Here is a 25,644-nt window from a genome sequence, read left to right as displayed (position 1 = left end):
TTTAAGTATTTTTAGTGTCTTGATAGCTAATGGCTATCGTCACTGTCATTTTTATTTTATTGTTATACGATGATCATGTCGAGGATAAAGCATGCCTAAGCTTGTTATTGCAGACGTCAATAATACTGATAAAACCGTCATTGATAAAGCGATGAAAGATAATACACCATTGAGTTCAACAGACGCTCAATTCATCATTGAAAAATTAACTACCGATGGACAGGTTGAAATTAACATAGAGACAGGCTTTAATCTGATGGGGCTACTTTCTGCATTGCATACCGCCAAAGTGAAGGTTAATTTCAAAGAGTGACTTAACTATATTAAAAGCATTTTTAGTGGTAAAATAATAAGCAAATATATAGCGTTACATGAGGTTAGGATTGAAAAATATTGGCTATCAAAATCAGCTCAGTCAGTTGGTTGATAATACACTGTTACACCTTTATATTGATTGTGCAGAAAGCGGACGCTTTGTGCCCCCACACAAGCGTAATGATATTTTGATCCAGCACTTAAAGCCCAAGATTAAAGATGATCGCTATCGTTATGTGAAAAAAGAAATAAAGCAGTTTATTTCCATTGGCAGAAAACCCAAATTGGATTTAGAGCAAAGTTTGTTGGAGCTTAAGGATATCAAGATTGATCCGACTGCAGAGGTGTCTGATGCGCAAAGGTGATTTGATTTATTAGAAGAGCTTAAAATTACCTTAAAAATAGATAGCCGTTTTCTGCAACCAAATGAACAGAAAAAACTAGGCTTTATTTATATGTTTCAATCTGATATCGATAATGGATTTACACAGGAAGGTGAGCAAATTGCGTCATTGTCTTTATTTGTCCCACCTAAAAAAATCGAGGCAGTTATTCAGCTTATGTCTGATCTGAATGCATATTCGTTTGAGTCACTGAGTCCTGTAGCGCCTGATCTGCATCACTGTATTGTGTTAAACATGCATTGCAGCGGTGAAGCATGACACTCTTTTTTGCTCAAATGTGACGTAGAATAATGCACACGACCTAGCTAATATTATGCCATTCTAAGATACATCAGCCTTGCATTCGGGCATGAAGCCATGTAATCGATAGCGTGTATTTCTGCCGCCTCCTTCAAGAGGGTGTAGACACCCTTTACTGACTAATCCACTTAAGTCTCGGGTGGCTGTTGCTTTAGAGCAGCCCGTCATACTCATATATTTTTTTGCATTAATGCCATGTTCAAATCCTTCTGGTCCCGCCTTAAGGACTTTATTGATGACTTTTGTTTGTCTTTCATTTAGCTCTGCATCTTGAAAAATATCCCAGAATTTGGTTTTTTTCAGAATAAAATCCACTCTATTAACTGCTTCAAATTGTGCTTGTAATACAGTATGGGTGAACCAGTTTACCCAACTCGTAATATCAAGGGTAAACTGGCTGGCTTTATTGAGCTCGGCGTAATAAGTATTTTTGTCTTTTTCGATAATCGTCGACAAGCTGAGAAGAGGAGGTCGATTAAGGTCTTGTGCTAATGCTTGTTCTGCAAGTGCTCGCCCGACACGCCCATTACCATCGTCAAATGGATGAATGGACTCAAACCACAAATGGGCGATAGCTGCACGAACGGGACCGGGTAATCGATTTTTTTGTGTTGAGTATAAGGGGTTGGATTCATTATACCATTGCAATAAAAGGGCTATTTCAGTATCAATTTGTCCCGCCGGAGGGGCTTCATAGTGTACTTTTTCGTAGCCAATCGGTCCCGATATGATTTGCATTGGCTCTACTGATGTTCGCCACTGGCCAATGTTAAGATTAGGGTGAAGCACGCTCTTTTCTGGTTGGGGAATGACTAATGTGTGCCAATGGAAGAGTTTTTCTTTGGTTAAGCGCTCAGTAAATGTTTTTTGTACATCAACCATTAAAGCTGCTATCCCTTCGGCGCGAGGATCCGCTATTCGAGTAAAAGGCGAACTGAGGCCCATAAAGTTCTTAATGGATGAACGGACATCTTCACGATCTAACTTTTCTCCTTCTATTTGGCTGGTGTTAATCGCTTCACTCACCATGAGATCAATATAAGCCTCATATTGATGCGAGCTTTTAAGTTGGCTCATTCCGCCTGAGAGTCGACCCGCTTCGAGTGCATATTGATATAAAAAGTCTCCACTTTGCGCGCTATCAAAGGTGAAGTGAGGCCAATCAGGGTGTTGCCAGCTGTATTTCATCACATTGAGCCAATTAATTACCTTATTCGGCTCAGTATAGTCCATTTTGTGAGCCGAATAAAATCGTATTCGGCTCAATCTAAGGGAAATGACAATGTGTTCAGCAGGTAAGGGAGCACTTATGCATGATTATATCCGTGATATTTGTAAACATGTATCTTCATTGATCACGGGTAAAGGCTGAACTCTGATTTCTTGTCTGACAGCCACTCTTCAGCTTCTTTTTTATTTTCAATAAATTGAGTTAGGTTAGTGAGTTCTTCAATTTCATCTGAATAATCAGTCTGTTGGTTAGTTATCCCTATAGTGTTAACTATTTCAGATGCACAGGTTTCAAGGAAGAGTGTTTTGAGTTCGGGTTTTTCTTTAAATGTATTAAGCAGTTGCTCTTTATAGCCTTCAACTTCATCATGGCCGTATTGCCCATTAGCTGAGGTTTGGCGGTATGCTAGGATTTTCACCGTATCGTTTGTTAAACCATACAGATTGATGATTTGTTCTATTTGATAGCCTTGGTGGACCTCGTGATCTAAATCTGATTGGAGCAGTAAGTCTGTATACAGAGGGATAAACTTAGGGTTTGTTTTACAAAGGACGGTTGCGCCATCTTGAGCCAAATGATTTTCCTCATCCTGCCAGATCACCGTTTCATTGTCTTTTGACCACCGAATGATATTTTCAATAAAGACGACTGCCTTTGCGGTTAAGTTATTGTCTTTGGAAAAGCAATGAAAGAGCGCTTCTTCGCTAATATTTTGTTGAGGAGTGGTGATATTGATAGCGCAATAGAGTTGGCCGTAGCGGGTCATCTCTTTGTGAGTGTGGCGGTCAATGGAATAGGAAAAATTGACAAGCTCATCGGCAATAAAGTGCAAATTATCTAACGCTTCAATATTGTTCACTTCAATGGTGAGTGATAAACCCTCTTCAGTTCTAGACATACTTGTTTTCATAACATCCTTATTGATAACGACTTATTGTATCCAATTGATTATTTTATATTTTAATTTTATTTGCAAGTAATATAGAGAGTCGGCTGTGTGTTTTTGTTCGGTGTTGATCACATTTTACTCAATCTAGGGTTGTTCACACTAGAGAGCTGTCATCGCACTTCGGTCATTTTCATTCTTCGCGGGCAATTTGTTGCCCAGAGCGAGCAAGAAGTTGCCCAGCTGGGCAATAACTTGCCCGCAACGCCAGTGCGAATATCGTACAAAACCTTTTAAATCAACAGAGTAAAGTTTGGCACGCTTTGTGCCGTTAATAATTAGCAGGTAAAGGGTTATTTTTGTAATAAAAGTAACTTATTGGTGAATTGATAAAGCCAAGCAAACCTTAAATATTCACTTTTTGGGCTAGCGCTCAAAAGGCAACCAAAAAACCATCATTATTGACGAAAAAAGGAATTAAATCATGCCAACACCATGTTATATCTCAATCGAAGGTCAAACTCAGGGTAACCTTACTGCAGGTGCATTCACATCAGATTCAGTGGGTGACATTTTTGTTGAAGGCCATGAAGATGAGATGCTGGTTCAAGAGTTTAAGCATGTCGTCACTGTGCCAACGGATCCACAATCAGGCCAACCTTCAGGTCAGCGTGTGCATAAGCCGTTTATTTTCACTGTGGCACTCAATAAAGCCGTCCCGTTAATGTATAACGCCCTATCAACCGGTGAAAAACTCAACAAGGTTGTGCTTAACTGGTACCGCACGTCTATTGAAGGTAAGCAAGAGCATTTCTTCTCGACCACGCTTGAAGGCGCGACGATTGTTGATATCGATTGTCATATGCCACATTGCCAAGACCCTTCTCAGTCCGATTTCACCCAATTAGTTCAAGTCTCATTGGCTTACCGTAAAATTGATTGGGATCACACTAGCGCAGGCACATCAGGCTCTGATGATTGGCGTAAGCCTACTGAAGCGTAAGTGATCACTTAAGCTTCAACGCTCGCTCAATGTTATACCCGTGATACTTAAAGATGCATGTTTTCAGAGCCTGTAAAAGTGCCTAATTCAAGGCGTATTATTGCAAGAATGCTTATTGCCTTTTAAGGTGATACAACGCAGAAGTCGGTGCTTTTACAGACTCCCAAAGGGCTGGTTTAAAAGCCTTTTATACTGCGTTATTGAACATCAGCTTAGAATGACTAGGCACGCTGTTCAAAGCCTTGCCTAAAAGGTTTTTCATTCCAGCTGAATCCTGCATCTTTAAGTATCACGGGTATATGTGTTTCACTTTTGATGGCGCATGACTTGGGCGAGTTTTTGGTTATGGATTGTGAACCCCAAGCCTATTGACACGACAAATAGCACGCCCAGTAGGCTTAGGGTTCATTTTCCAAAATAAAGAATACAGAACACAGAAAACGAAAAAGGATGTGGGTATGACACTGGCAGGATCGGGATTACGCTATCAATTTACCAGCAAAGGGGTAGATGAAGACAGTTTTGATGTGCTGCGTTTTCAGTTTACTGAGAGCATGTCTACGCCCTTTGCGGTCGAGCTGGAGTTATTGAGTCGCAAAAGTGATCTCACGCCGCAGGCGATTGTCGATCAAGGCGGGTTATTAACATGGGCGGTGAATGGTGAGATCACACGCCAAATTAATGGGATTGTTAGTCAATTTACCAAAGGAGATACGGGCCATCATCACACCAAATACAAACTCATTTTAGTCCCCGCCTTATCACGATTAAAGTTGAGACATAATAGCCGAATATTTCAAGCGCAAAGCAGTCTGGCCATCATTAAAGCCTTACTAACTGAGATGGGCGTGACCGAATATGCCTTTAATTGCGATCCCAGCTTAGATAAACGAGTGCGAGAATATTGCGTGCAATATCGTGAATCTGATTTTGATTTTATCAGTCGACTGGCGGCTGAAGAAGGCTTGATTTACCATTTTGAGCATGATAAAGCCAAGCATACAGTTGTTTTCAGCGACAGTACTAAAAAACTCGGCAAGCTGGGCCTGCCTTTTCCATATAATGCCATGTCTGGTGGCGTTTCTGAGGTGCCGTTTGTTGGTCATTTCGAGATGCAACATCAAGTCCGTAGTAGCAGTACCGTGCTTAAAGATGCCAGTTTTAAGCAGCCTCAATACAGCTTTTTACAAGACGGGCTGGCAACAGAATTAGATCACCAAGGGGATTATGAGCACTTTGATTTCCCTGGGCGCTATAAAAGCGATGACTCGGGTAAGCCCTTTGCCCAAACTCGGCTGGAATACTTAAGGCGCGATGCCATTCAAGCTAGCGCCAATAGCAATATTATGCAGGCCTGTGTCGGGTTTAAATTTGATTTGATGGAGCATATCGATCAAACCTTTAATCGTGATTGGTTGCTGATCAACGTGACGCACATCGGCGTACAAGGGGCGAGCGCCGAAGAAGCCAATAGCACGACACCAACAACCTACAACAATACGTTTTCCGTTATTCCTGCGAATGCGCCTTGGCAAGCCACGCCGATGACGAAACCCTTAGTCACTGGGCCACAATCGGCAGTGGTCGTCGGACCGAAAGGCGAAGAGATTTTTTGTGATGAGCATGGCCGCGTTAAATTGCAATTCCCTTGGGACAGAGAGGGGAAAAGCGACGAGCAAGCCAGTTGTTGGGTGCAAGTGAGCCAAGGTTGGGCGGGCGCGCAATATGGCATGACCGCCATTCCTCGTATTGGCCATCAAGTCATCGTGAGCTTCTTAGAAGGCGATCCAGATCAACCCATCATTACGGGTCGTACGTTTCATGCGACCAATGTACCGCCTTATGTATTGCCTTCTCATAAAACCCGTACCGTCATTAAAACTCAAACGCATAAAGGTGAAGGCTTTAATGAATTACGCTTTGAAGATGAAGCCAGTCGTGAGCAAATTTTTGTTCATGGGCAAAAAGATCTCGACATTATCACTCGCAATACCCGCCGTGAAAATACTGGCATGGATCATCATCTCACCGTTGAAAATGAGCAGTATGCTATCGTAAAACAAAGCAAGCACAGCACGGTGGGCAAGGATTTAATCGAAGAAATTCGTGGCGATAAGCACCAAGCCATTGGTAAAAACCTCATTCAAAAAGTCACCGCAGGGCTCAAGCGCATCATTGGGGGCGGTATGGTGACTCAGGTGGATGGCGCCCATAGCATGAGCATTGCGGCTTCGGAAGAAAAAACCATTGGTGGCGATCAAAAAATAGAAATCAATAAAGACAGTTATGTAAAAGCCGCCAACATTGTATTAGAGGCAGGCACGGCTCTGACGCTGAAAGGACCGGGCGGCTTTATTAAAATCGACTCGGGTGGGGTCACGATTTCGGGCAGTAAAGTCAAAATCAATGAAGGGGGCTCACCGGGTAAGGGCAGTGCACCGAAGGCGGCCAAGGCAGAAGAGCCCAATAAGCCCACATTGCCAGATCCCGCCGATAAGCGCTAAGCCAGTTGATGAGTGTTAGGGCTTAGTTAGCATATCAAAAAATCAACAGCATCAAGCGTTAGCAAGGTTAAACAAGGGGGGCGAGTACTATGTTCCCCCTCAATAGTCTTGTATATGGATAAGCAGAATTAAGGAAAAGGAACCAGTATGCCAAAAGCGGCGAGATTCGGTGACAGCGCTGCGGGTCACGGCTGTATGCCAGCGACCCCTATTTTAGCGGGCAGTGGTGATGTGAGTATCAATGGCATGCCTGCGGCGCGAGAAGGTGACATGGTGCTGCTGCACATGTGTCCTTGTCCTAACATGCCTCATGGCATTCATATGCGCAGCATTAAAGCGGGTTCATCCAATGTCAGCATTAATGGTAAACCCGCAGCCAGGGTCGATGATGCCATCGATTGTGGCGGAAAAGTCGCCGCAGGCTCACCCGATGTGCTCATAGGTGATACGCCGTATCAGTCTCCCGCCCACAAATGTGCCGAAGGCGCGGCCAAGTCCCATGCGCCCATGCTCAATTTCGAGCCGATGCTGACGCCGCTAGCAGCCGCCTTTACTGAGGCCATGGATATTTTTGATCCGAACACATCGAGTCAAAAAACCAATAAAGATGAGCAAGCCGCGAAAAAAGATGCAAAAGCGCCAGCCCCTATTGCCACCAAATGCGAAGGCGATCCTATTGATATGGCCACCGGTAACGTGGTGGAGTGGCGCACTGATTTTACCTTGCAAGGGCGAGTGCCCCTTATTCATAAGCGTTTTTATCACTCAGGCAAAAATAAACTCACGGGTTTGTTGGGGCGGACTTGGCGCAGTTATTGGGACATGAGCCTTGATATTGACGACGGCATTGTCACTTTTATCGATGATAAAGGCAGTCAAGCCCACTTTGCCTTGCCTGCCGATGGTGAGGAAAAACGCGCAGCCCATATGCCTGCATGGCGATTAATCCGTCAAAACCAGCAGCTGGTGATGCGTCACCTTGATGGCACGTATTTAGGCTTTGATAGTGCCGAGCCAATTTATCCGATTGAGGATGAAGGTGATGATAGTGATATCAATATATTTGCTGACAGTGAGATTGTTGAAACAATAGAAAAACATCATTTAACGTTGAGCCACATTCGTGATAGCTATGGCCATGAACTGCACTTTATTTATGATAATGGTAAGTTAGAGTGGGTGAAGCTTAGTGACAACAAACAGCAGGTTAACGTCGAGTCACAAGATGGGCTTATCACTAAGCTCATTTTATGTGATGAAAACCAGCAAGCCCTTAAAACCTTAACCACCTTTGAATACAATCGTGATGGGCAGCTGGTATCAGTGCGCAGCGATGCGGGTAATAACTTTGATTATGAGTATGACAAGCAAGATAACTTACTTAAATGGTCCGATCTTGGGGAAACCTGGGTTAAGCATACCTATGATGAGTTTAATCGCGCCTTAAGTACCCGTGCCAGTAATGGTCGCTGGCATGATGAAACCCGCTATGACGATGACAAAAATGTCATTTTTTATAAAAGTCCTCATAAAGGTATTCAGTGTTATTACCGCGATGAGCGTAATAACATCGTCAAGCACATCGATGCCAATGGGTATGTGACGCTATCTGAGTGGCAAAATAATCAGCTTGTCAGTGAAACCAATGCGCTGGGTGAGCAAACCCAATATGCTTATGATGACTGGGGGCAAGTCAGCAGTATTATTGCTGCCGATGGCGGTGAGCATGTGTATGACTATGATGATAATGGTCAGCTGCTCTGCGTCACTAACCCCTTGGGCGCCAGCTGGCAGTATGACTATGATGAACAGCAAAACCTGACTCAATCGAGCGATCCCTTAGGGCGCAGTTGGCAGTTTGAGTACGATGAACAAGGCCTATTAACCAAGCAAACGAGCCCGAATGGCCTGCAAACCCAGTTTAGCTTTAATGAACAAGGGCAAATGAGTCAGATGTGTCCACCCTTTGGTCATCGCTTAGGGTTTGAATATGATGCATTGGGGCGTTTAATCGCACGCAGTACCTATGTCAACGAAGCCGCTCATGATAAAAATAATGAACAAGCAGAGAATAAAGAGCCCTCAGCTAATAAAAAGCCATCGCAAACCTTAGTCAGGCGTTGGCATTACCAGCAAGGTAAGTTACAGCCCAGTCACGTGGTCTTTGAAGATGGCAGTGAGCAGCGCTTCGATTATGACATCGAAGGCAACCTTATTAAAGTCGTCGATCCCTTAGGTCAAGTTTATGGTTATGAATACGGTGCCTTTGATAGCTTAATGGCCACCACCGATCCGCTCGGGCATACCACGCGTTATCTGTATAACGGCGAAGGTCAATTTGCAGGCGTCATTAATAGCCAACATCATCAGTGGCGCTATCATTATAACGAATTAGGCCAAATTACAGAGGAGCGGCATTTTGATGGCCGCAAAACCCAGTTTGAATACGATCCCTTAGGGCGAGTGGCAAAACGCATTGCCCCAGATGGCACTCAATTGCGTTTTTACTACGATGTGCTTGGGCGCCTAATTCAAAAGCAAGCGCTGCAATTGCAAGGCGAACATTTCGTTACGAGCAATAAACACACTAATACACAAAACAGTACACACAGTAGCACAGGCGTAGGAAACAGAGGATCATCGCTTGAAAGTGAGTATCGCATTACCAGCAATAGCTTTTTTGAATACGATGACGCCTCACAGCTCGTTAAGGCCACGGTGGATGATAGCCGCTATAAAAGTGCCACTGCTGCTGAAAGAAACGCACCACAAGTAGAGGCTGATCCACTCGCATCAACCAAAAGTAACAAAGTGGTCGTTGAGTATGAATACAACCTTGCAGGGCAACGTATTCTTGAGACAATCAACGGTCACGCTATTAGCAGTGAATATGGCGATAGTGGCCAGCGTGTTGCGATCAACAGCCTTGAGCGGCCCTTAAAGGATGCCAGCCCCTATCAAATGCAACTCACTCATCAACAAGGCTTACTCACTGGTGTTCAAATTAGCGATCATCAAGCGTTGCAATTTAAACACAACAGTCAAGGCTTTGAAGTTTCCAGACAAAACCAGCAAGGCTTTCATTTAGCCCAAGATTGGAGTTTGGGTGGAGACTTAGTTACTCAGGAATTATCCACGCAGCAATTGGTCGGGCAGAGTGCAGAGACTGGGACGGTCGATACAAAAGGTGAGGCTCATCAGCCTTATTATTTAGGGCCAACCAAGCCCCAAGGCGCGCGGATATTACTGCGGCACTATCAATACGATGCGCTAGCCCGTATTAGCGCCATCGATGAAACTCATTGGGGCGGCAGCCAATTTAGCCATAATGCCAATGGCCAAATCACTCATCAAGCTACAATGCCTGTAGCAGGTATGGCTAGCGAAACGTCGGTGGAGTCAGAACTCAACGTACAGCAATTTGACTATGATGCCGCGCAGAACTTAGTAGCAGTGAATCAGCTTCGTTCAGCTAAACCAACTCCTGAACAAAGTACTGAACAAAGCGGAACTGTTTCCAATCGTAGTCAGCCAACATCGAATAACATTATTGATTTTGCTGCTAAGCGACTAGAAAAACAGCTCAAATACCAACAAGGTGGCCGAGTTGAACGTATTGGTGAGCATAGTTATCATTATGATGCTTGCGGCCGGGTGTTTGAAAAAATCACGCAGAAAAAGGGCTTTAGGCCCCAAGTCACTCAATATCAATGGGATGAAGAAGACAGGCTGATTAAAGTTTGTGTGCCAAACGGTGACATCTGGTTCTACCAATACGATGCCTTTGGCCGTCGTGTAGCCAAGATTAAGCAGCAGAGCGGGGAAGCTGGCAGTAAAAGAGCCAATAAACCGTCTCAAATAAATTATTTATGGGATGGCAATAACCTCATTGAACAACAAAGGTGCTATGCAGATGGCACGCTGGTTGATTCAACTCAATGGATGTACGAACCAGAGAGTTTCCGCCCATTGGCTCAAAGAGTGCAAAAAGCAAATAGTGATCAAAGTGAGCTTGCAGCACAATTACACTACATCATTGCCGATCATGCGGGCACGCCACGAGAGCTGTGCAGCGAAACGGGTGACGTAAAATGGCGCGGCCAGCAAAGCCTCTGGGGGGAGTTCAAGCAGTTTAATGAATTGGATACCCCACTCACACGCTTAGATAGCCGCGACGAGCAAGCACTGTATGATTTTGAAGATAGTCGTCTTGAGAACAATAACCAACAAGCCGCTAATGATCCGGTTAATTGTGACTTACGCTATCAAGGTCAGATTTTTGATGCTGAAACAGGGCTTTACTATAATAGGTTTAGGTATTACGATCCTGATTCGTGTCAGTATTTAACTCCCGACCCTATCGGGATGGCAGGTGGATTACGTCCAAGCTCCTATGTTCACAATCCAATGGAACTCGTAGATCCGTTGGGGCTGAGTGGAGGGGCTTGTAAAAAAGCAATACAGAATTCATGGAATCAATTTCAAAAAATGACCAAAGGTCATTTTGCTAACAGTGCAGAAGCTGCTATTAATTATCATAAAATGAAGAATGTCCTAGCCACAAATAAACCTAACCGATCGTCACCATTAACATATCTTCCTCCATCTTATATTGATATGCATGTTAACAGTTTTAACAAACAAGGTGCTGGTTTTATTGCAATTGAATCTTGGTTAAGTAATCCGTTATATAAAAGCTTACCCCCTAGAAAATTCGTGGGATTAAGTTCTGAAATGGATAAAATTATAGATAAATATGAATCTTCTGGAAAAGATTGGAAAATATTAAGAGATGATTTGGCGTTAGGTGTAAATGTAGACCTTTCAAATGATAAAATTTTATACATAAAAATAGAACCAAATGATCCACGTTTTTCCTATGATATTCCTGATGGTAACGAGGCTGGTGCTTATCCAAATGAATGGGTTCCAGGAGGTAAAACGAAAGGTGGTGCAACTGAGGCAGCTTTAGTTGGTTCAGAGAATATCTCACATAAAAATAGTCTAAATGAACTATCGAATGTATTTAAGAATACCAAAAGGTTACAGTAAGAATGGATAATTTATTTGAACAAGCAGTATCACGATCAGAAACCGAGCGCTTTTTTAAGGGAGAAGGGCAATACTATGCTCATAATCCTATGGATGGTGGGCATTGTTATGGAATAAGGTTATCTGGAAATTTGGCTCCATATTTGAATGGCAATAGAAATAATCTTTGTATATTTAATGAAGCGTTTAATCGCTTTATTGGCTCGCTAACGTCAAATGAACAAGATTTAAGACATTTACTAGCCAATATATTTGAAATTAATAGATTAAAAAATAACGGGGTGCTGTTAAACGTTAATTTTGTCAATGAGGAAGAAGCGCCAATAACACAATCAATTAAACAGTATTTTGCGCACTTAGAAGTGAGTGAAGCTAATAAGGAGTTGATTGCAATGTATTCAGAAGCATTTGATGACTTGAATTCACAAGTGTTAGTGAAGATTATGAATCACTATATGAATAAAAGTAATTGAACTCTTTTATTCAATGATGAGTTTGTCCCCTTAAGTACTTATCAAGCAAGCTGCCAAGGAGGAACCGATGAATTGTGACTTGTCATCTTCATCATAAAGAGTCTGGGACAAGTGTTTGTTTAAGAAATTGGGTCATTTTTTAGTAAATAGCAGTAATTATTAGCACTATTACGATCCTGACAGTTGTCAGTATTTATCGTCGGATCCCTTGGAACTGGCAGGGTATGCGGCTTAACATGAAGCTACAAGATAATGATAAAAAACAGATAGCAATATGTGAGCCTCAGTTGAGATATTATTCTTATGATAGGACACCTCATAATGCTGCTGAAGAGGGATATGTATGTGATGAATGCCAAGTTGGTATCTCTTTTCCTCGAAAGTGAATTGACAGACAAAACTTTCTTGGTTTTATTGATAAATGGTTTCAATGCAATGAATGTGGCAATGTTTGGAGGTTAGTTGAACCTGATCCCCTTTTAAAGGTAATTGGTCTCTAGTGTAGAGAAGAGAACCTATATGAATATCAATGTGTTGTTGAACTATAAGCTCCAAGAAGTTCGTAGTTCATTAATTACAGTCGATGAGTTTTGTCAATGGGTTAAAGCGCATGCTAAAGAGCTTAAGAATGGACTTTCTAGTGGCGTTTTTTTGGAAATGAAGTTAGGGAAAGTCATGTTGATGATGGATTATTTGTCCAAATCTTTAAAGGACTGTCTGAAGTGTGTGGCTATTCATACAGATGGTCAGTTTATTGACCGAGTTGAATTTAATCAATGTGATGATGCGATGGAAGCGCTCATTTTAGAGGGTGTATTTAGAAGGATAAAAGAGCCCTGTTGGTTTGAAGAGCCTTCGAATATTCTCGCTTTTTCAGGTTTTTATGAGTGTATATCTTGTGGGGCAATTTGGAAATTGACTTCCCCTGAGAGAGAATATACTGGTGGATGGTTTCGAATTGCTTGAATTGGGAAATAAGCACTTAAATTAAGTAATCAACTGTTTAACAATGATTAATTAGTGAATATAAATAACATCAAAACAGTTAGGCAAACAAAAGAGCTAATCAAATTACGATTAGAAAAAGCTCCTAATTTTGTTACATTTAAATCTGTTGAGGCCAATTGGATTATGTCTTAGATCTATCGGAAGGGAGTAAAAAATGGATAGGCAAGCAATAACATCAGTGCTAGCAAAGACTCGCAACAATGATTATTGGCTAGAGAGAATACAGCAAGGCGGCTGCTTTATCCTCGCGGAAGCGGTGAGCAATGAGGGGGTGTTGGGACTCGCCGATGAACTCAGTGGTGGCCGTAGTGAAAAGTGTCGTTTGTATTGGGGCGAGGCGGGGCGCATGCACGCCTCCATTTCACCCTATTTATTGCCTGTGACGATTGACAATTGGCCACAGCTGAAAGAAGAGGTGTGCAGTGTCGACCATTGGGGCGTGGCGATAGTGCTGGATGCTAAGCAACGCGCTTTGCCTCCTGCGCAGCAGTTCAATGGGTTATTGCATCATTTGCGTCAATGGACGCTCGTGAAAACGGAAACGAATGCTAAAACACAAGCTGAGGGGAATAACGGCCAGCAGGTATTGCGCTTATCGGATTGGCAAGTGCTGTCGACCTTATTACAGGCAAGCACTGAGCTTGAACAGTCGGCTTTGTTTGGCCCAGTGGATCAATTTATGTTTACAGCCAACGCGGACACGACAGCAGAGAGTGAGAAGGAAAAAGACAGTCAATGGCAAGCCTTGCAAGTGCTGAATAATCAAGCGTTAAATAATCAAGGCGGTCAAGGTAAGACTGAAGGTCAAGCTAATTCGCCTAACGTATTGAGTCCGCCTCAGCAGTTGGCACTCGATAAAATGAGTCAGCTTGAACACTATAAAACCTATCAAGCACATTTACATCAACATCATGCAGAGAGTCAGTCTTGGTCTGATGATGACATGCTGCATTTTATCGAGCAGCGATTATTGGTTGCTAAGCAACATGACTTTACTAACCCACAAGATAAGATCCGCTTTTTGAGTTTATCTATGGTGTGTGGTGATGATTTTATCGAGCAGCAATGGGCTCAAACCGTACTCGCTAAACATAAGCAAAAAGGCGGAATAAGCAAAATGGATCAATTACATGAAGCGGCTATCGCTCAGCTATAGCCGCAGATGAGTCGCTATACAGTGATGGGGATCGCCACAAGTTAGGATAAAGCGTAGCAAAAAGAAAAGTAAATTAATTGAATGCGCAGGTAAGCCACCGGTATCGAAAGGAAACGCGTCAGTATGAGTAATGATACGAATAATAATAATTCAAGTAGCAATCAAAACACTAGCTCAAATAGCAGCCAAAATAAGAAAGCCGAGCTCATTTCAAGCTCAGAAGCGGCGAAGAAAAACTTCAGTACCAACAATACATTATCGGGTGGCTGTACCGAATGTGGTTGCAGTGCCTTGATTTACTATCATTATGATGATGGTAAACCCGTCCCCAACGCCCCCTTTGAACTCACTGACAGTAACAATACCAAGGTTGCAGGTGAGACCGATGAAAAGGGCTTGTGCCTCATCGAAGACATGGGCTGTGGCAGCTTTGATTTATTACTTGAAGAAGGCAGTGATGAGTTTAAGGCGCCAGAAACGCAAATCAATAACCCAGTACTGCAAAGCAATCCTGAGCATGCGGCGTTATCGGGGGAGTACTTTAGTTTATTCGTCATTTTACGTGACAAAGGTTACTTAGTTTACGATGCCGGCGACAGTGATGATAACAATGTTGACGTGGATGACAGTAGCCTATTTTTAAATGTGCCCGATGAATACGAGCCCGCCTATGCGCGCTTTTGGGAGCTGAATAAGCAAATTAATGGGGGTTCGCGTGACTTAAAAGTGGCGGTAAACCGTATTCATACTAGTTTGCCAGCCGAAGTCAGTAGTAAGGCCAATGATAACAGCTCGATTTTGCTTTTTTGCGAAATTGCCTTGGGATTTGTGCCCGTGGTGGGTCAAGCCATGGATTTATATGATGTGGGCCAATGGGGCTGGACGACGTATAGCGAAGAGGGGAGCCGCAGCGATCCGCTGCATTGGGCGGTAGGAACCTTGGCGATTGTGGGGTTTGTGCCCGGTCTTGGCGATGCGCTGAAAAAAACCGGCAACGTGGTGATTGAGGCGTTAAAGAAGAGTGATTCAAAATCCATTCAAGCGGGCATTAAAATGCTGCGCAGTCTCTCTAACGGCAATGTGATCAAGTTTTTAGGCAATTTTGCCAGCGGCATTAAAGAATACGGTAAAAAAGCGCTGGATTTACTCAATCAAATTATTACAGGCTTGAAGAAAGCCCTCAATAACGCGGCCAAGAGCAACTGGATTGTCAGATTATTAAAAGATGGCTTTGATGGCATGATAAAAGCCATGGAAATGCTGTCGAAAAAAGTCGATGAAATGCTCGATTGGGTAGCGAAGAAAGTCGATGAGTTTATGGGCAAAGTGTTCACCAAACTCAGCGGTACGCCTAGACCCAAAGGCACCAAAGATCCACTGGCTTCCGTGAGTGCGGGTAAAGGTGACATAGTGAACGATCAGCAGAAAGTCTTGCTGAATAAAGAGAAAAGCAAAGGCCAAAACGCAAAGCAAAAGACCGATAAGGCCACTGAATGTGAGAACGATCCTGTGGATATGGCCACGGGAAACGTGGTGGAGTGGCGCACCGACTTTACCCTGCAAGGGGTAATGCCACTCATTCATAAGCGTTTTTATCATTCGGGAAAAGACAAAATTCCCGGATTATTGGGTCGCACTTGGCGCAGTTATTGGGACATGAGCCTGAGCATCCATGATGATATGGCGGTGTTCACCGATGACAAAGGCGGTGAAGCCCATTACATCTTGCCTGAAGAGGGTGGCTCTGAGCGTGCAGCGCATATGCCACAATGGCGCCTTATGCGGTTAAAGGGGCGTTTATACATGCGCCATCTTGATGGCCGCCGCTTTGGCTTTAATCACTCTGGCTTTCATAAGAGTACCTTATTACTCACGGATATTAGCGATGCTCACGGGAATGCGGTGCATTTTTTATATGAGCGCGCTCAATTAAAATGGATTTTACTCGGCGCTAATTCCAGTGCTAATTCCAGTGATAGTCAGCAACGTATTCAGGTTGAATTGGATAAAGGCCGTATGCAGACGCTCACCTTATGCGATGAATACCGCACGCCACTGAAAACCTTGGCGACTTTTGGCTATAATCACATGGGTCAGCTGGTTAAAGTGCGCGGCGATGCGGGCAATAATTTTGATTACCAATACGACGATGATGATAATTTATTACGTTGGTCAGACTTAGGCACCACTTGGGTTGAGCATACTTATGATGATCAAGGTCGTGAACTCAGTACACGGGGGAGTGATGGCCGCTGGCAAGGTCAAACCCGTTATGATGATGCCAATAAGGTCATTTTTTATAAGAGTCCCTTAAAAGGCATTCAGTGCTTTTACCGCGATGAGCGTAATAACATCGTTAAACACATCGATGCCAATGGTTATGTAACGCTGTCAGAATGGCAAGACAATCAGCTTGTCAGTGAAACCAATGCGTTAGGTGAACGGACAGCGTACACGTACGATGACTGGGGACAAATCACCCGTATTATTGCCCCAGATGGCACTGAGCAGCAATACACTTATAATGACGATGGCTTATTGACTGGTGTCACCAACCCCTTGGGGGCCCGCTGGCAGTATGACTATGACGCGCAAGGCAATTTACTCAAGGCGCAAGATCCCTTAGGGGCGGCGTGGCAGTACGGCTATAATTCACAAGGTCAATTGACCCGCCGCACTAGCCCCGATGGGCTCAATACTCAATTTGATTATAACGGCCAAGGTCAAATCGAAACGATTTTACCGCCGTTGGGGCATAAAATTGGTTTTAAGTACGATGACTTAGGCCGCTTAACCGAGCGCCGCACGTTTGTTAAAGATGAAGCGCCTTCAGCGTCTCTTCCTTTTGACAGTAATAAGCAAGAGCCCTCAGCTGGTCGAGAGCCTTCAGCTGCTTTTAATAAAGAGAAGGAGCTAGTCAGGCGCTGGCAATACCAAAATAGCTCACTCACACCCGAAAAAGTAATTTTTGAAGACGGCACTGAGCAGCGCTTTGAATATGATATTGAAGGTAATCTCACCAAAGTCATCGATCCCCTCGGGCAAGTGTACGGTTATGAATACGGCGCATTTGATATTTTAAAGGTGAGTACCGACCCCTTAGGTCATCGCACGCAGTACATGTACAACGGAGAAGGGCAGTTTACGGGCGTCATTAACAGTCAAAAAGATCAATGGCGCTATCAGTATAACGAGGCAGGTCAAATTATTGAAGAGCGGCATTTCGATGGCCGTAAAACCCAATTTGAATATGATGAACTCGGTCGTGTATCAAAACGCACCACCCCCGATGGCGCGCAGCTGCGTTTTTATTACGATGCGCTGGGCCGTCTCATTCAAAAGCAAGCCTTTGCCTTGGCAAGTCTGCTTAACGATAAGAAAGCGGATCACAAAACGACGCCGTCAGCGGAAAAACCCCGCTATATTGTCGCCTCGAATACGTTCTTTGAATACGATGACGCCTCACAACTCATCAAGGCCACGGTGGATGACAGCCGCCGTAAACGTGTGTCGACTGCTGATGGCGGCTCAGCTAATAAGGTGGTGGTCGAATACGAATATGACTTAAGCGGTCGCCGCATAAAAGAAACCATCAACGGCCAAACTCTTAACAGTGAATACGATGCCGCAGGTGAGCGTGTCGCTATCAATAGCCTAGAGCGGCCCTTCGAGAATGACAGTCCTGAGCGGCCCTTAGAAACAGCAAGCCCATACCAAGTGGGGTTAGATTATCAGCAAGGGCTATTGAATGGCGTGCAAATAAGTGAGCATCAAGCCCTGCAATTTGAGCGCAACAATCAAGGTTTAGAGACGTTTCGCTCCAATGGGCAAGGATTCGATTTAGCCCAAGAATGGAGCCTAGGCGGCGACTTACTCAGCCAGCAACTCATCGGCTATGAGCATGCACGTCATTCAGACCATGCGGGGTTAATGCCTAATACGGGGGCCAGTCGTGGGGATGATTTAAAAGGGCCAATCAAGCCCGATTCTTTCCAAGCACTGCAACGTAGCTATCAGTACGATGCGCTGGCGCGCATTACCGAAATTGATGAATCTCACTGGGGCAAGAGTCAGTTTAAGCACAACGCCAATGGCCAAATTACTCATCAGAAGCATGAAGCGCCTTTTACCAATACAACAAGCGTCAAGCAGTTCGATTATGACGAAGTGCAAAACCTTACCGCCGTCAATCAGCTTGACCTGTCTAATGCCAGCGCCAATGCCAGTAATCATGCTGCGCAGATTACATTGGCGAATCCACTGGCAAGGCCCAAAACCAACATTATTGACTTTGCCGCTAAGCGGCTCGAAAAACAGCTTAAATACCAAAAAGGCGGCCGCGTCGAGCGCATTGGCGATCACACCTATCACTACGATCTCTGTGGTCGCGTATTTGAAAAAGTCACTGATAAAAAAGGCTTTAGACCCCGAGTCACCCGTTTCGAGTGGGATGAAGAAGATCGCCTTATCAGGGCAACAGTGCCTAACGGTGACATCTGGTTCTATCAGTATGATGCCTTTGGCCGACGAGTCAGTAAGATTAAGCAAGCGAATAGCCAAACCGAAAAACAAAGTGCCAAAGCCAGTCATATTCATTATCTTTGGGATGGTGATAACCTCATCGAGCAACAGCGCCGCTACGCAGACGGCACGCTTTATGACACTACACAATGGATGTACGAACCGGATAGTTTCCGTCCATTAGCTCAAAGAGTGATTAAGGAGACTGATCCGAATCAAGGGGAATTAGCACCGCAGTTACACTACATTATCAACGATCATGCAGGCAGTCCTAGGGAACTCTGTAGCGAAGAAGGTCACGTGGAATGGCGCGGTAAACAGCAACTGTGGGGCGAGTTCAAGAGTGTTAGTGACAGCCGATTGCCGGAACGACAGTATTTGGAACAAGCAGCAAACGATCCCGTCAGTTGCGACATAAGATATCAAGGTCAGGTTTTCGATGCAGAAACAAATCTTTACTATAACCGTCACCGATATTATGATCCTGATTCATGTCAATACCTAACACCTGATCCTATCGGCATGGCGGGTGGGCTACGTCCAAGCTCATACGTGAGTAATCCCATGGAATGGGTGGATCCACTTGGGTTGAGTGGATGCCCGAAGAGTGAATGGAAAGCAAAAAATTCGAGAGATAGAGCTTCTAAAACAGTTGAAAATGCAGATCAAACATTGGAGCCTAATAACCCTCGAAAAGCACAACATGGGCATGGGCATGCCGAACATGGTTCACAAACAACAGCTTCTCAGCAAGAAAATAGAATTGTGACAGGTATTAAACCTTCAGGGGAGCAAGGTGCTCCAACTTCAAAAGCGTCTAAATTTATTACACCACAAGCAGAGGCTGAAGCATTAGGGCGTGGTAGAAGACAACTGAATGATGATTTAATGAATCAAAATATACCAACAATGACAGCGGATGGACCTAATAGGCATGCTGTCACTGTTAATACTAATAATCCAGAAGGGTATGGTGAACGTTGGATAAGATCTAAAGATTCAAGTGGACGTAATTTGAGAGATTCACAAGGGAACTTCATTCCCGAAAAAGATGATGTAAAATTAGCACAAGCAAAATTAATTTATGAATATGTTCCTAGTACTAGTAAGTGGGAACCCGTGACTTATTTTCCTATAGAATAATTAGAGATAATTAAAATGGTTTTAAATAATATTGAAGAGATTGTTGTTCAAGAATTTGTTTGTTTTTATCACGCTGATTTAATAGATGAAAACTGGGGAGATAAATGTGTACAAGAAGATTTAGCTAAAGGTTCTGTGGTGAGATTGTTATCTAGGATTAATGAACCAGTTCAATTGCTTGAGTTATTTGAAAGAATGGTGGTAGAACGTCAATATCCAATGAATCAAACCCTCTCAAAAGAGACGGAAATAGAGTGGATGATAGAGGATGAAGATTGGATAAGTTATAGAACGCTTTTAGAAACAATGATTGTTGTTTTAAAAAGTAAAATTTAGCTGCGCTTAAATTCATAAAAGGGCTTTTTAGCCCTTCTTTCTTTTGTGAGTACCAATACCTCGAACAAGCCGCCAATGATCCCGTCAGTTGCGATCTAATTTTTTATTGATGGAGAGTCAGGGCCAAATTTTTGATGCTGAAACAGGGCCATTCTTTGGGTAAAGAGTTATAACCGTCACAGATATTATGATCCGGACAGCTGTCAATATTTAACCCCAGACCCAATAGGAATAGCGGGGGGATTACGGCCAAGCTCATATGTCCACAACCCCATGGAGTGGGTGGATCCGCTGGGGTTGGCAGGATGTCCTAAAAAATATGGCAAGAAAGGAGCGTTTAAACATGCCAAAAAAGATGCTGGTATACCAAGAACGCAACATCCAGATACAGTGATAAACAAAAGAACACAACAACCTTCTCAATATAATGAGGTTAAGATGACTGATAGTGAAGGTAATCCAATATTAAATGAATCAAACCAGCTTATCTGGACAAAGGAATATCAATATACGCGGGGAGATGGCTCAAAAATAATAATACAGGATCACTCCGCTGGGCATATTTTTGGGCCGGAAGGAACAGCAGGAACAGCAGGGAATCAGGGATCACATTATAATGTTCGTCCAATTAGCAACACAAGAACAGGTAAAGTGCCTGGAACTTTACCACATTATGAATTTTAAAGAGTGACATTATGAAATGGAATGAATTTGATGATACAGTTTTTATAAACAAAATTTTTAGTATTTGTCCTGATATCGGTCTCATTGATATCTTTGATTTAGAGTTAATTAGGGATGCAAAGACATTAATATTGGCATTTGATTTAGTAGATGAATTACCAGATAAACCGCCAGTAAAATGGGGAACTGATTTTAACAGATGTAGGATGGGAATAAACTGTAGTGTAATTGATAAGTTAAACATTGTAGGCTGGGATTATAACATCAGAGCTAAACTGACTATAAAAAAAGAAAATAATCTATATTATGTTGATGTAGAAGCTGACAATGTTCGTATAGAATTTAATTGTCGATTCCTTAACCTGACGACTCCATCCGTTTATTTATCAGAATAACAATAATTAGGTCACCACAATGATTTTTAACATGAAAGTCATTGTGGGCTTGGTTACTCGTAATGTAGTGTTGACCTTTTTGACAGTGAATTGAGGGCCTAATCAAACTCTTCTTCTTTCATTCCATGTAACGCAGTTATCAGTAAATCTCAGTAAAACCCCTTAACGTGGTTCGCCGAAATTGATGAGTCACTATTCTAACTTTGGTGCAAGAACCAGTTTAAGCGGGACGAAGAAGGTAGGCTAATTAAAGCTTACGTGCCCAATGGTGATATTTGGCCTTCTTGTCAACAAAGAGTCAGTAAGATTAAGCAAGCTAAGCAAAGTGATAAACAAGCCGCAGCGACTCAGGTTTCAACCAAAGCTAGCCAGATCCATTATCTCTGGGACGGTGACAGTTTAATAGAACAACAAAGGTATCTTATACGACACCAGCCAGTGGATCTATGAAGTTGATAGTTTTAGATCGTAATCGTTATCGGGCGAGTTCAAAAGTCTATCTCAAAGCAATAAGCCCTACCAAACAGGAACTCCATTGAATGATCTATCCCTTAAACATACGCTGAACCTTAAGAATTAAAGTATTCATAGATATCATGTAAGCTACTATTTAAATTAGATTTCTTCTGTTGTGATAAACTGGCGTTATTTCGTAGATAAATATAAGCCCACTCCAGTTTTTCTTGTAATGCTAAATATTCTCTATCGGCCAGTGCTTGCAGAAGAGGAATTAACCAAACATCTGTATTCATTGCAGCTTTAAAGAAGGAAACTTGCTCAACCGCTTTTGTTGATATGGCTCTTTTTATGATAAGTGTGAGTAAGCTTGCCCAAGTGAGCCCTTCTACAATGGGCTTCTTTTTAGTATTGAATTTCCTCAAGTTGTTATAAGATTTGAGCTCTTTAAACAATAACTCAACTTGCCAACGAACCCGATATAGCATCGTCACGTCATCCGCACTAAACGTTGAACGCGGTAAATTGGTTAACCAAATAACAAATTTTTGCTCGGATGCAACCCAACATCTAAGCAAACGGCATTGATACTTACCCCATGCAACGTCAAAATCCATCATCTTTTGCCCATTTTGTTTTTGAGTTATCTCCTTGAGTTTTTTACCCACTGGACGTTTTAATGCTTTTCCTCTGCCGTTATACGCCTTGATAATGATGGGGTTCAAGTTACTCTTTCCCTTAACAATATAGTTAGCATTGTTGGCGTCAAGCTCTGCAAAATAAGGCGTGTTTACATAACCAGAATCAGCCAGAAATAAGCAGCTTTTGAGTGTTTGCGCAGCGGGTAGATAATCATGTTCAGATATTGAATCTGCCGCAATGTTCATTCGTGTGATTTTGCGTTCAAATAACGACAAGCTGACATGACATTCGACGGCTGCAGGTGCCGTTTTGGTGAAACGGCCTTTAAATTCAGAAGCCAATTCGGGATGGACGGTAAGTGATGACCCATCATGCAAAATGACTTGCTTGAACTGCTTCAACCTCTTGGGGAGCGCTTGCTCTTCTGGAAGCAAGGTTGCCATCGCTTGCTGAGTTATTTGCTTGATAAATGTTGGAAATGCTTCCTTAGCGAGCTGATTATGAAAAGGTTTGTAAGCGACAAACTCATCTTCAGAAAGCCTCATTCCATTGAACTGTCTAACAATTTCATTAATCGATGTCACATTACTTTTGCTTAATGCTGCAACAAGACTCGTCACTAACGCTAGCGGTTTAATGGCTCTAATTCGTTTCATAAAGCCAGTACTCTTAGCTTGAGCATCTAAATTTGAAGGAATAAAAAATTTGGTAATTTGTTGCTTTACTGAAATAATAGTCATTGGCTTCTGAGTGATCGCTTTTACTTTGGCGAGAAAATTTGATCACAAATGAAGCCTTTTTTCTATCTTTTTATTACGCGGTGCTTAAGATCCTGTCTATGATCCCTTAAATAACACTATATTCACTGTCACACTTTAATGCGCATAAAATTGCTATTTTTCACGTTTTTATGCGCGTTAAAGTGGTATTGTTTGCGTTTTTTCGCGCATTAAAATGTGATTTGGGCTATAGTACTGACCAGATAATGAACTTGACGATAGGAAATGACAATGCAACGTACCTTACTCAACGCATTAATGAAGTGGAAAAACCAACCCTTTCGCAAGCCTTTATTGATAGATGGAGCAAGGCAAACGGGCAAAACATTTTTGCTGCAAGAACTGTTTGGTAAAACCTTTCCCAATATCCTACGCATTGATTTTCTGGAAAACCCAGCCTATAAAGAGGCATTCAATGGTTCACTTTCGCCAGATGAAGTGTTGATGAATATTGAGCTGATAACCAATCAGGTCTTTAATCCAAAAACAGACCTGCTTATCTTAGATGAGATTGGCGAGTGCGAACGTGCCGTTACTTCACTGAAATATTTTGCCGAAAAAGCACCGAGTTACTTTGTCGCTGCCAGTGGTTCCAATATTGGTTTGTTAAACACCTTTCCGGTTGGCAAGGTCGAGCAATACAATTTACGTCCGTTAACCTTCCAAGAATTTATTTATGCATCTCAAGAGCCAGCCTTGATAAAGGCATTTGATACGCAAGCAAATTCGCCAGCTGCGCATAGTAAATTGATGGATAAACTCACGGATTACTTCTTTACGGGAGGTATGCCTGAAGCTGTTATGACTTGGTATCAATATAAAGAGTCGAGTATTTTAGAGAGGGTTGAGAAAGTAGTAAAAATTCATGCCGATTTAATCCAAGGCTACCGCCGTGATTTTGGTAAATACGCCGGTAAGGTTGATGCAACGCTGATCGAATCGGTATTTAATAGTATTCCCGCACAACTATCACTGGTTATAGATGAATCGGTTAAACGCTTTAAATTTAAAAACGTCCATGACCGGAAATCTCGTTATAGCGATTTTGAAACTGCTATTCACTGGTTAAGATGCTGTCGCTTAGCATTGGCTAACTATCCCATTGAAGGCAGGCCAAAAGCCCCACTTGCCGCTTATAAAAAAGACAATATGGTAAAATTGTTTTTATTTGATTTGGGTCTTCTTAACCATATGTTGGGTAGCAAGTATAAAGAAATAAAACAGCAAAATTATGAATATAAGGGTTATGTTGCTGAAAACTTTGTTCAGCAGGAGCTCACCGCTATTGGTGTTGATCCCAGCTACTCATGGAATGACGCCCGAGCTGAAATTGAGTTCATCATTTCAACCGATGAAGGTGAGATTATCCCTGTGGAAGTAAAAAGTGGTAAACGAACACGGGCTAAATCTCTGACGTCCTATATAGAAAAGTGCTCACCTAGCAAAACATTTAAGTTAACTGGCACGCAGGGATCTTCCGCATTAGAGCAAACCAATATTGTGATGCCCTTATATTTCACTCAGTATTTGTTTAGGAGGGGGTAACTGGTCGCTGTATGATCCCTTGCTGTACTTTTGGGCTTTCGACTAAGTGAGTAAAATCACTGGGCTTGTTGACCGCCCAAGATCGATTAACAGATCACATCGTAATCCTTCCTTTGTATAAAGTAGAAATGACTATCACGCTTGTTTATGTTGGTAGTCGTTTTTTTACTTTAGATATCGTGTGTCGAGAGCATCCTAGTAAATCGACTATATAGTTATATGTTTTACCATCAATTAATAATCCAGATATCTTTCTGTGTAATTCAGCGTCTTCTCTGCGTCCTTTATATTTTTTCTCTGCTTTTGCTTTGAGTATGCCTTGTGCTTGGCGGCGTCTTCGGTCGTCGTAATCTTTTCGTGATATTGCTGCGAGCATATCAAGCATCATGTTATTCAGTGCGGAGAACATTCGTTCTGTGAAGGTATCTGTGTTGGTCATAAATAAGTGGCTTGTGGGTAGATCGAGTGATACCACCTTAATGCCTTTATTTGTGATGATGTTTTTTAATCTATCCCAATCTTGTGAGTTGAGCCGACTTAACCTGTCAACTTGCTCGATGAGCATAATATCACCAGGTTGGGCAACATCCAATAATCGAAATAATTCGGGGCGATGTAAACTGGCCCCTGATTCATTTTCAGTAAACCAACATGCGATTGGGATGCCCATTTTTTCAGCAAACTCGCTAAGGGCATTATTTGCACGATTTGCATCTTGTTCGGCAGTCGAGGCTCGGGTGTAAGGATAAAGTCGCATCATCGTCATATTTAGTGCATTTTAAGTCGGTGCACTAATTGTAGTGCATTTTAA

At 42.7% G+C, this 25,644-nt stretch carries 20 protein-coding genes; 16 read left to right on the top strand and 4 right to left on the bottom strand.

Going from position 1 to position 25,644, the window contains the following annotated elements; translation table 11 throughout:
• The first annotated feature begins 91 nt into the window (after nt 1–91).
• The 3 genes from Q0779_RS08970 (at nt 92) to Q0779_RS08960 (ending at nt 977) form a co-directional block, all read left to right on the top strand.
• Nucleotides 92–313 (top strand): hypothetical protein, encoded by a 222-nt coding sequence (locus Q0779_RS08970; protein ID WP_298771781.1) that lies wholly within the window; start codon nt 92–94, stop codon nt 311–313.
• Between the two features lie 58 nt (nt 314–371).
• Entirely contained in the window at nt 372–680 is a 309-nt protein-coding gene (locus tag Q0779_RS08965; RefSeq protein ID WP_298771779.1) for a DUF2913 family protein, read from the top strand.
• Between the two features lie 90 nt (nt 681–770).
• Nucleotides 771–977, top strand: a complete 207-nt coding sequence (locus Q0779_RS08960) for a hypothetical protein (protein WP_298771777.1) — start codon at nt 771–773, stop codon at nt 975–977.
• A 63-nt stretch (nt 978–1,040) separates the two neighbouring features.
• Here the strand turns inward: Q0779_RS08960 and Q0779_RS08955 are convergent, their stop codons facing one another.
• Both Q0779_RS08955 and Q0779_RS08950 read right to left on the bottom strand, forming a co-directional pair.
• Nucleotides 1,041–2,252 (bottom strand): Fic family protein, encoded by a 1,212-nt coding sequence (locus Q0779_RS08955; RefSeq protein ID WP_298771776.1) that lies wholly within the window; start codon nt 2,250–2,252, stop codon nt 1,041–1,043.
• A 122-nt stretch (nt 2,253–2,374) separates the two neighbouring features.
• On the bottom strand, nt 2,375–3,160 hold the full coding sequence (locus Q0779_RS08950) for a hypothetical protein (protein WP_298771775.1): 786 nt from the start codon (nt 3,158–3,160) through the stop codon (nt 2,375–2,377).
• 87 nt (nt 3,161–3,247) lie between these two features.
• On the opposite strand from Q0779_RS08950, the gene Q0779_RS08945 reads away from it, so the two are divergent.
• The 12 genes from Q0779_RS08945 to Q0779_RS08890 all read left to right on the top strand — a co-directional run bounded on the left by Q0779_RS08945 (nt 3,248) and on the right by Q0779_RS08890 (nt 21,861).
• Nucleotides 3,248–3,433, top strand: coding sequence for a hypothetical protein (locus Q0779_RS08945; protein WP_298771773.1), 186 nt, complete (start codon nt 3,248–3,250; stop codon nt 3,431–3,433).
• A 187-nt stretch (nt 3,434–3,620) separates the two neighbouring features.
• Nucleotides 3,621–4,139, top strand: coding sequence for an Hcp family type VI secretion system effector (locus Q0779_RS08940; RefSeq protein ID WP_298771771.1), 519 nt, complete (start codon nt 3,621–3,623; stop codon nt 4,137–4,139).
• A gap of 458 nt (nt 4,140–4,597) precedes the next feature.
• On the top strand, nt 4,598–6,643 hold the full coding sequence (locus Q0779_RS08935; protein ID WP_298771769.1) for a type VI secretion system Vgr family protein: 2,046 nt from the start codon (nt 4,598–4,600) through the stop codon (nt 6,641–6,643).
• Between the two features lie 147 nt (nt 6,644–6,790).
• Nucleotides 6,791–11,695: a DUF6531 domain-containing protein gene (locus Q0779_RS08930; RefSeq protein WP_298771767.1), complete on the top strand. Its 4,905-nt coding sequence runs from the start codon at nt 6,791–6,793 to the stop codon at nt 11,693–11,695.
• Between the two features lie 2 nt (nt 11,696–11,697).
• Nucleotides 11,698–12,168, top strand: coding sequence for a hypothetical protein (locus Q0779_RS08925; protein ID WP_298771765.1), 471 nt, complete (start codon nt 11,698–11,700; stop codon nt 12,166–12,168).
• 519 nt (nt 12,169–12,687) lie between these two features.
• Entirely contained in the window at nt 12,688–13,134 is a 447-nt protein-coding gene (locus Q0779_RS08920; RefSeq protein WP_298771763.1) for a hypothetical protein, read from the top strand.
• 196 nt (nt 13,135–13,330) lie between these two features.
• Nucleotides 13,331–14,332, top strand: coding sequence for a DUF4123 domain-containing protein (locus tag Q0779_RS08915; RefSeq protein WP_298771762.1), 1,002 nt, complete (start codon nt 13,331–13,333; stop codon nt 14,330–14,332).
• Nucleotides 14,333–14,455: 123 nt separating this feature from the next.
• Entirely contained in the window at nt 14,456–19,996 is a 5,541-nt protein-coding gene (locus Q0779_RS08910) for a DUF6531 domain-containing protein (protein WP_298771761.1), read from the top strand.
• A 15-nt stretch (nt 19,997–20,011) separates the two neighbouring features.
• Complete coding sequence (locus tag Q0779_RS08905; protein ID WP_298771760.1) at nt 20,012–20,332, top strand: hypothetical protein; 321 nt, start codon at nt 20,012–20,014, stop codon at nt 20,330–20,332.
• Nucleotides 20,333–20,482: 150 nt separating this feature from the next.
• Entirely contained in the window at nt 20,483–21,016 is a 534-nt protein-coding gene (locus tag Q0779_RS08900) for an HNH/endonuclease VII fold putative polymorphic toxin (protein WP_298771831.1), read from the top strand.
• Nucleotides 21,017–21,027: 11 nt separating this feature from the next.
• Nucleotides 21,028–21,411: an Imm50 family immunity protein gene (locus tag Q0779_RS08895; RefSeq protein ID WP_298771759.1), complete on the top strand. Its 384-nt coding sequence runs from the start codon at nt 21,028–21,030 to the stop codon at nt 21,409–21,411.
• A 258-nt stretch (nt 21,412–21,669) separates the two neighbouring features.
• Entirely contained in the window at nt 21,670–21,861 is a 192-nt protein-coding gene (locus tag Q0779_RS08890; RefSeq protein ID WP_298771757.1) for a hypothetical protein, read from the top strand.
• A 119-nt stretch (nt 21,862–21,980) separates the two neighbouring features.
• Here Q0779_RS08890 and Q0779_RS08885 read toward each other — a convergent pair whose 3' ends face one another.
• Nucleotides 21,981–23,249 (bottom strand): IS4 family transposase, encoded by a 1,269-nt coding sequence (locus Q0779_RS08885; RefSeq protein WP_298771755.1) that lies wholly within the window; start codon nt 23,247–23,249, stop codon nt 21,981–21,983.
• Between the two features lie 270 nt (nt 23,250–23,519).
• On the opposite strand from Q0779_RS08885, the gene Q0779_RS08880 reads away from it, so the two are divergent.
• Nucleotides 23,520–24,833, top strand: a complete 1,314-nt coding sequence (locus tag Q0779_RS08880) for an AAA family ATPase (RefSeq protein ID WP_298771753.1) — start codon at nt 23,520–23,522, stop codon at nt 24,831–24,833.
• Nucleotides 24,834–24,978: 145 nt separating this feature from the next.
• Here the strand turns inward: Q0779_RS08880 and Q0779_RS08875 are convergent, their stop codons facing one another.
• A complete protein-coding gene (locus Q0779_RS08875) occupies nt 24,979–25,590 on the bottom strand; it encodes a recombinase family protein (RefSeq protein WP_298771830.1) in 612 nt (203 codons plus the stop codon).
• Nucleotides 25,591–25,644: the final 54 nt, after the last annotated feature.

The sequence above is a fragment of the uncultured Shewanella sp. genome, from assembly GCF_947491715.1.
Lineage (GTDB): Bacteria > Pseudomonadota > Gammaproteobacteria > Enterobacterales > Shewanellaceae > Shewanella.
Note: the sequence above shows the minus strand (reverse complement) of the source record. Positions and strands in the feature narration are given on the sequence as shown.

Coding starts and splice junctions, on each gene's coding strand:
- Q0779_RS08970 (WP_298771781.1), top strand. CDS start 92: ATGCCTAAGCTTGTTATTGCAGACGTCAATAATACTGATAAAACCGTC.
- Q0779_RS08880 (WP_298771753.1), top strand. CDS start 23,520: ATGCAACGTACCTTACTCAACGCATTAATGAAGTGGAAAAACCAACCC.
- Q0779_RS08885 (WP_298771755.1), bottom strand. CDS start 23,249: ATGACTATTATTTCAGTAAAGCAACAAATTACCAAATTTTTTATTCCT.
- Q0779_RS08940 (WP_298771771.1), top strand. CDS start 3,621: ATGCCAACACCATGTTATATCTCAATCGAAGGTCAAACTCAGGGTAAC.
- Q0779_RS08925 (WP_298771765.1), top strand. CDS start 11,698: ATGGATAATTTATTTGAACAAGCAGTATCACGATCAGAAACCGAGCGC.
- Q0779_RS08895 (WP_298771759.1), top strand. CDS start 21,028: ATGAAATGGAATGAATTTGATGATACAGTTTTTATAAACAAAATTTTT.
- Q0779_RS08960 (WP_298771777.1), top strand. CDS start 771: ATGTTTCAATCTGATATCGATAATGGATTTACACAGGAAGGTGAGCAA.
- Q0779_RS08905 (WP_298771760.1), top strand. CDS start 20,012: ATGGTTTTAAATAATATTGAAGAGATTGTTGTTCAAGAATTTGTTTGT.
- Q0779_RS08950 (WP_298771775.1), bottom strand. CDS start 3,160: ATGAAAACAAGTATGTCTAGAACTGAAGAGGGTTTATCACTCACCATT.
- Q0779_RS08920 (WP_298771763.1), top strand. CDS start 12,688: ATGAATATCAATGTGTTGTTGAACTATAAGCTCCAAGAAGTTCGTAGT.
- Q0779_RS08935 (WP_298771769.1), top strand. CDS start 4,598: ATGACACTGGCAGGATCGGGATTACGCTATCAATTTACCAGCAAAGGG.
- Q0779_RS08910 (WP_298771761.1), top strand. CDS start 14,456: ATGAGTAATGATACGAATAATAATAATTCAAGTAGCAATCAAAACACT.
- Q0779_RS08930 (WP_298771767.1), top strand. CDS start 6,791: ATGCCAAAAGCGGCGAGATTCGGTGACAGCGCTGCGGGTCACGGCTGT.
- Q0779_RS08955 (WP_298771776.1), bottom strand. CDS start 2,252: ATGGACTATACTGAGCCGAATAAGGTAATTAATTGGCTCAATGTGATG.
- Q0779_RS08875 (WP_298771830.1), bottom strand. CDS start 25,590: ATGCGACTTTATCCTTACACCCGAGCCTCGACTGCCGAACAAGATGCA.
- Q0779_RS08915 (WP_298771762.1), top strand. CDS start 13,331: ATGGATAGGCAAGCAATAACATCAGTGCTAGCAAAGACTCGCAACAAT.
- Q0779_RS08965 (WP_298771779.1), top strand. CDS start 372: ATGAGGTTAGGATTGAAAAATATTGGCTATCAAAATCAGCTCAGTCAG.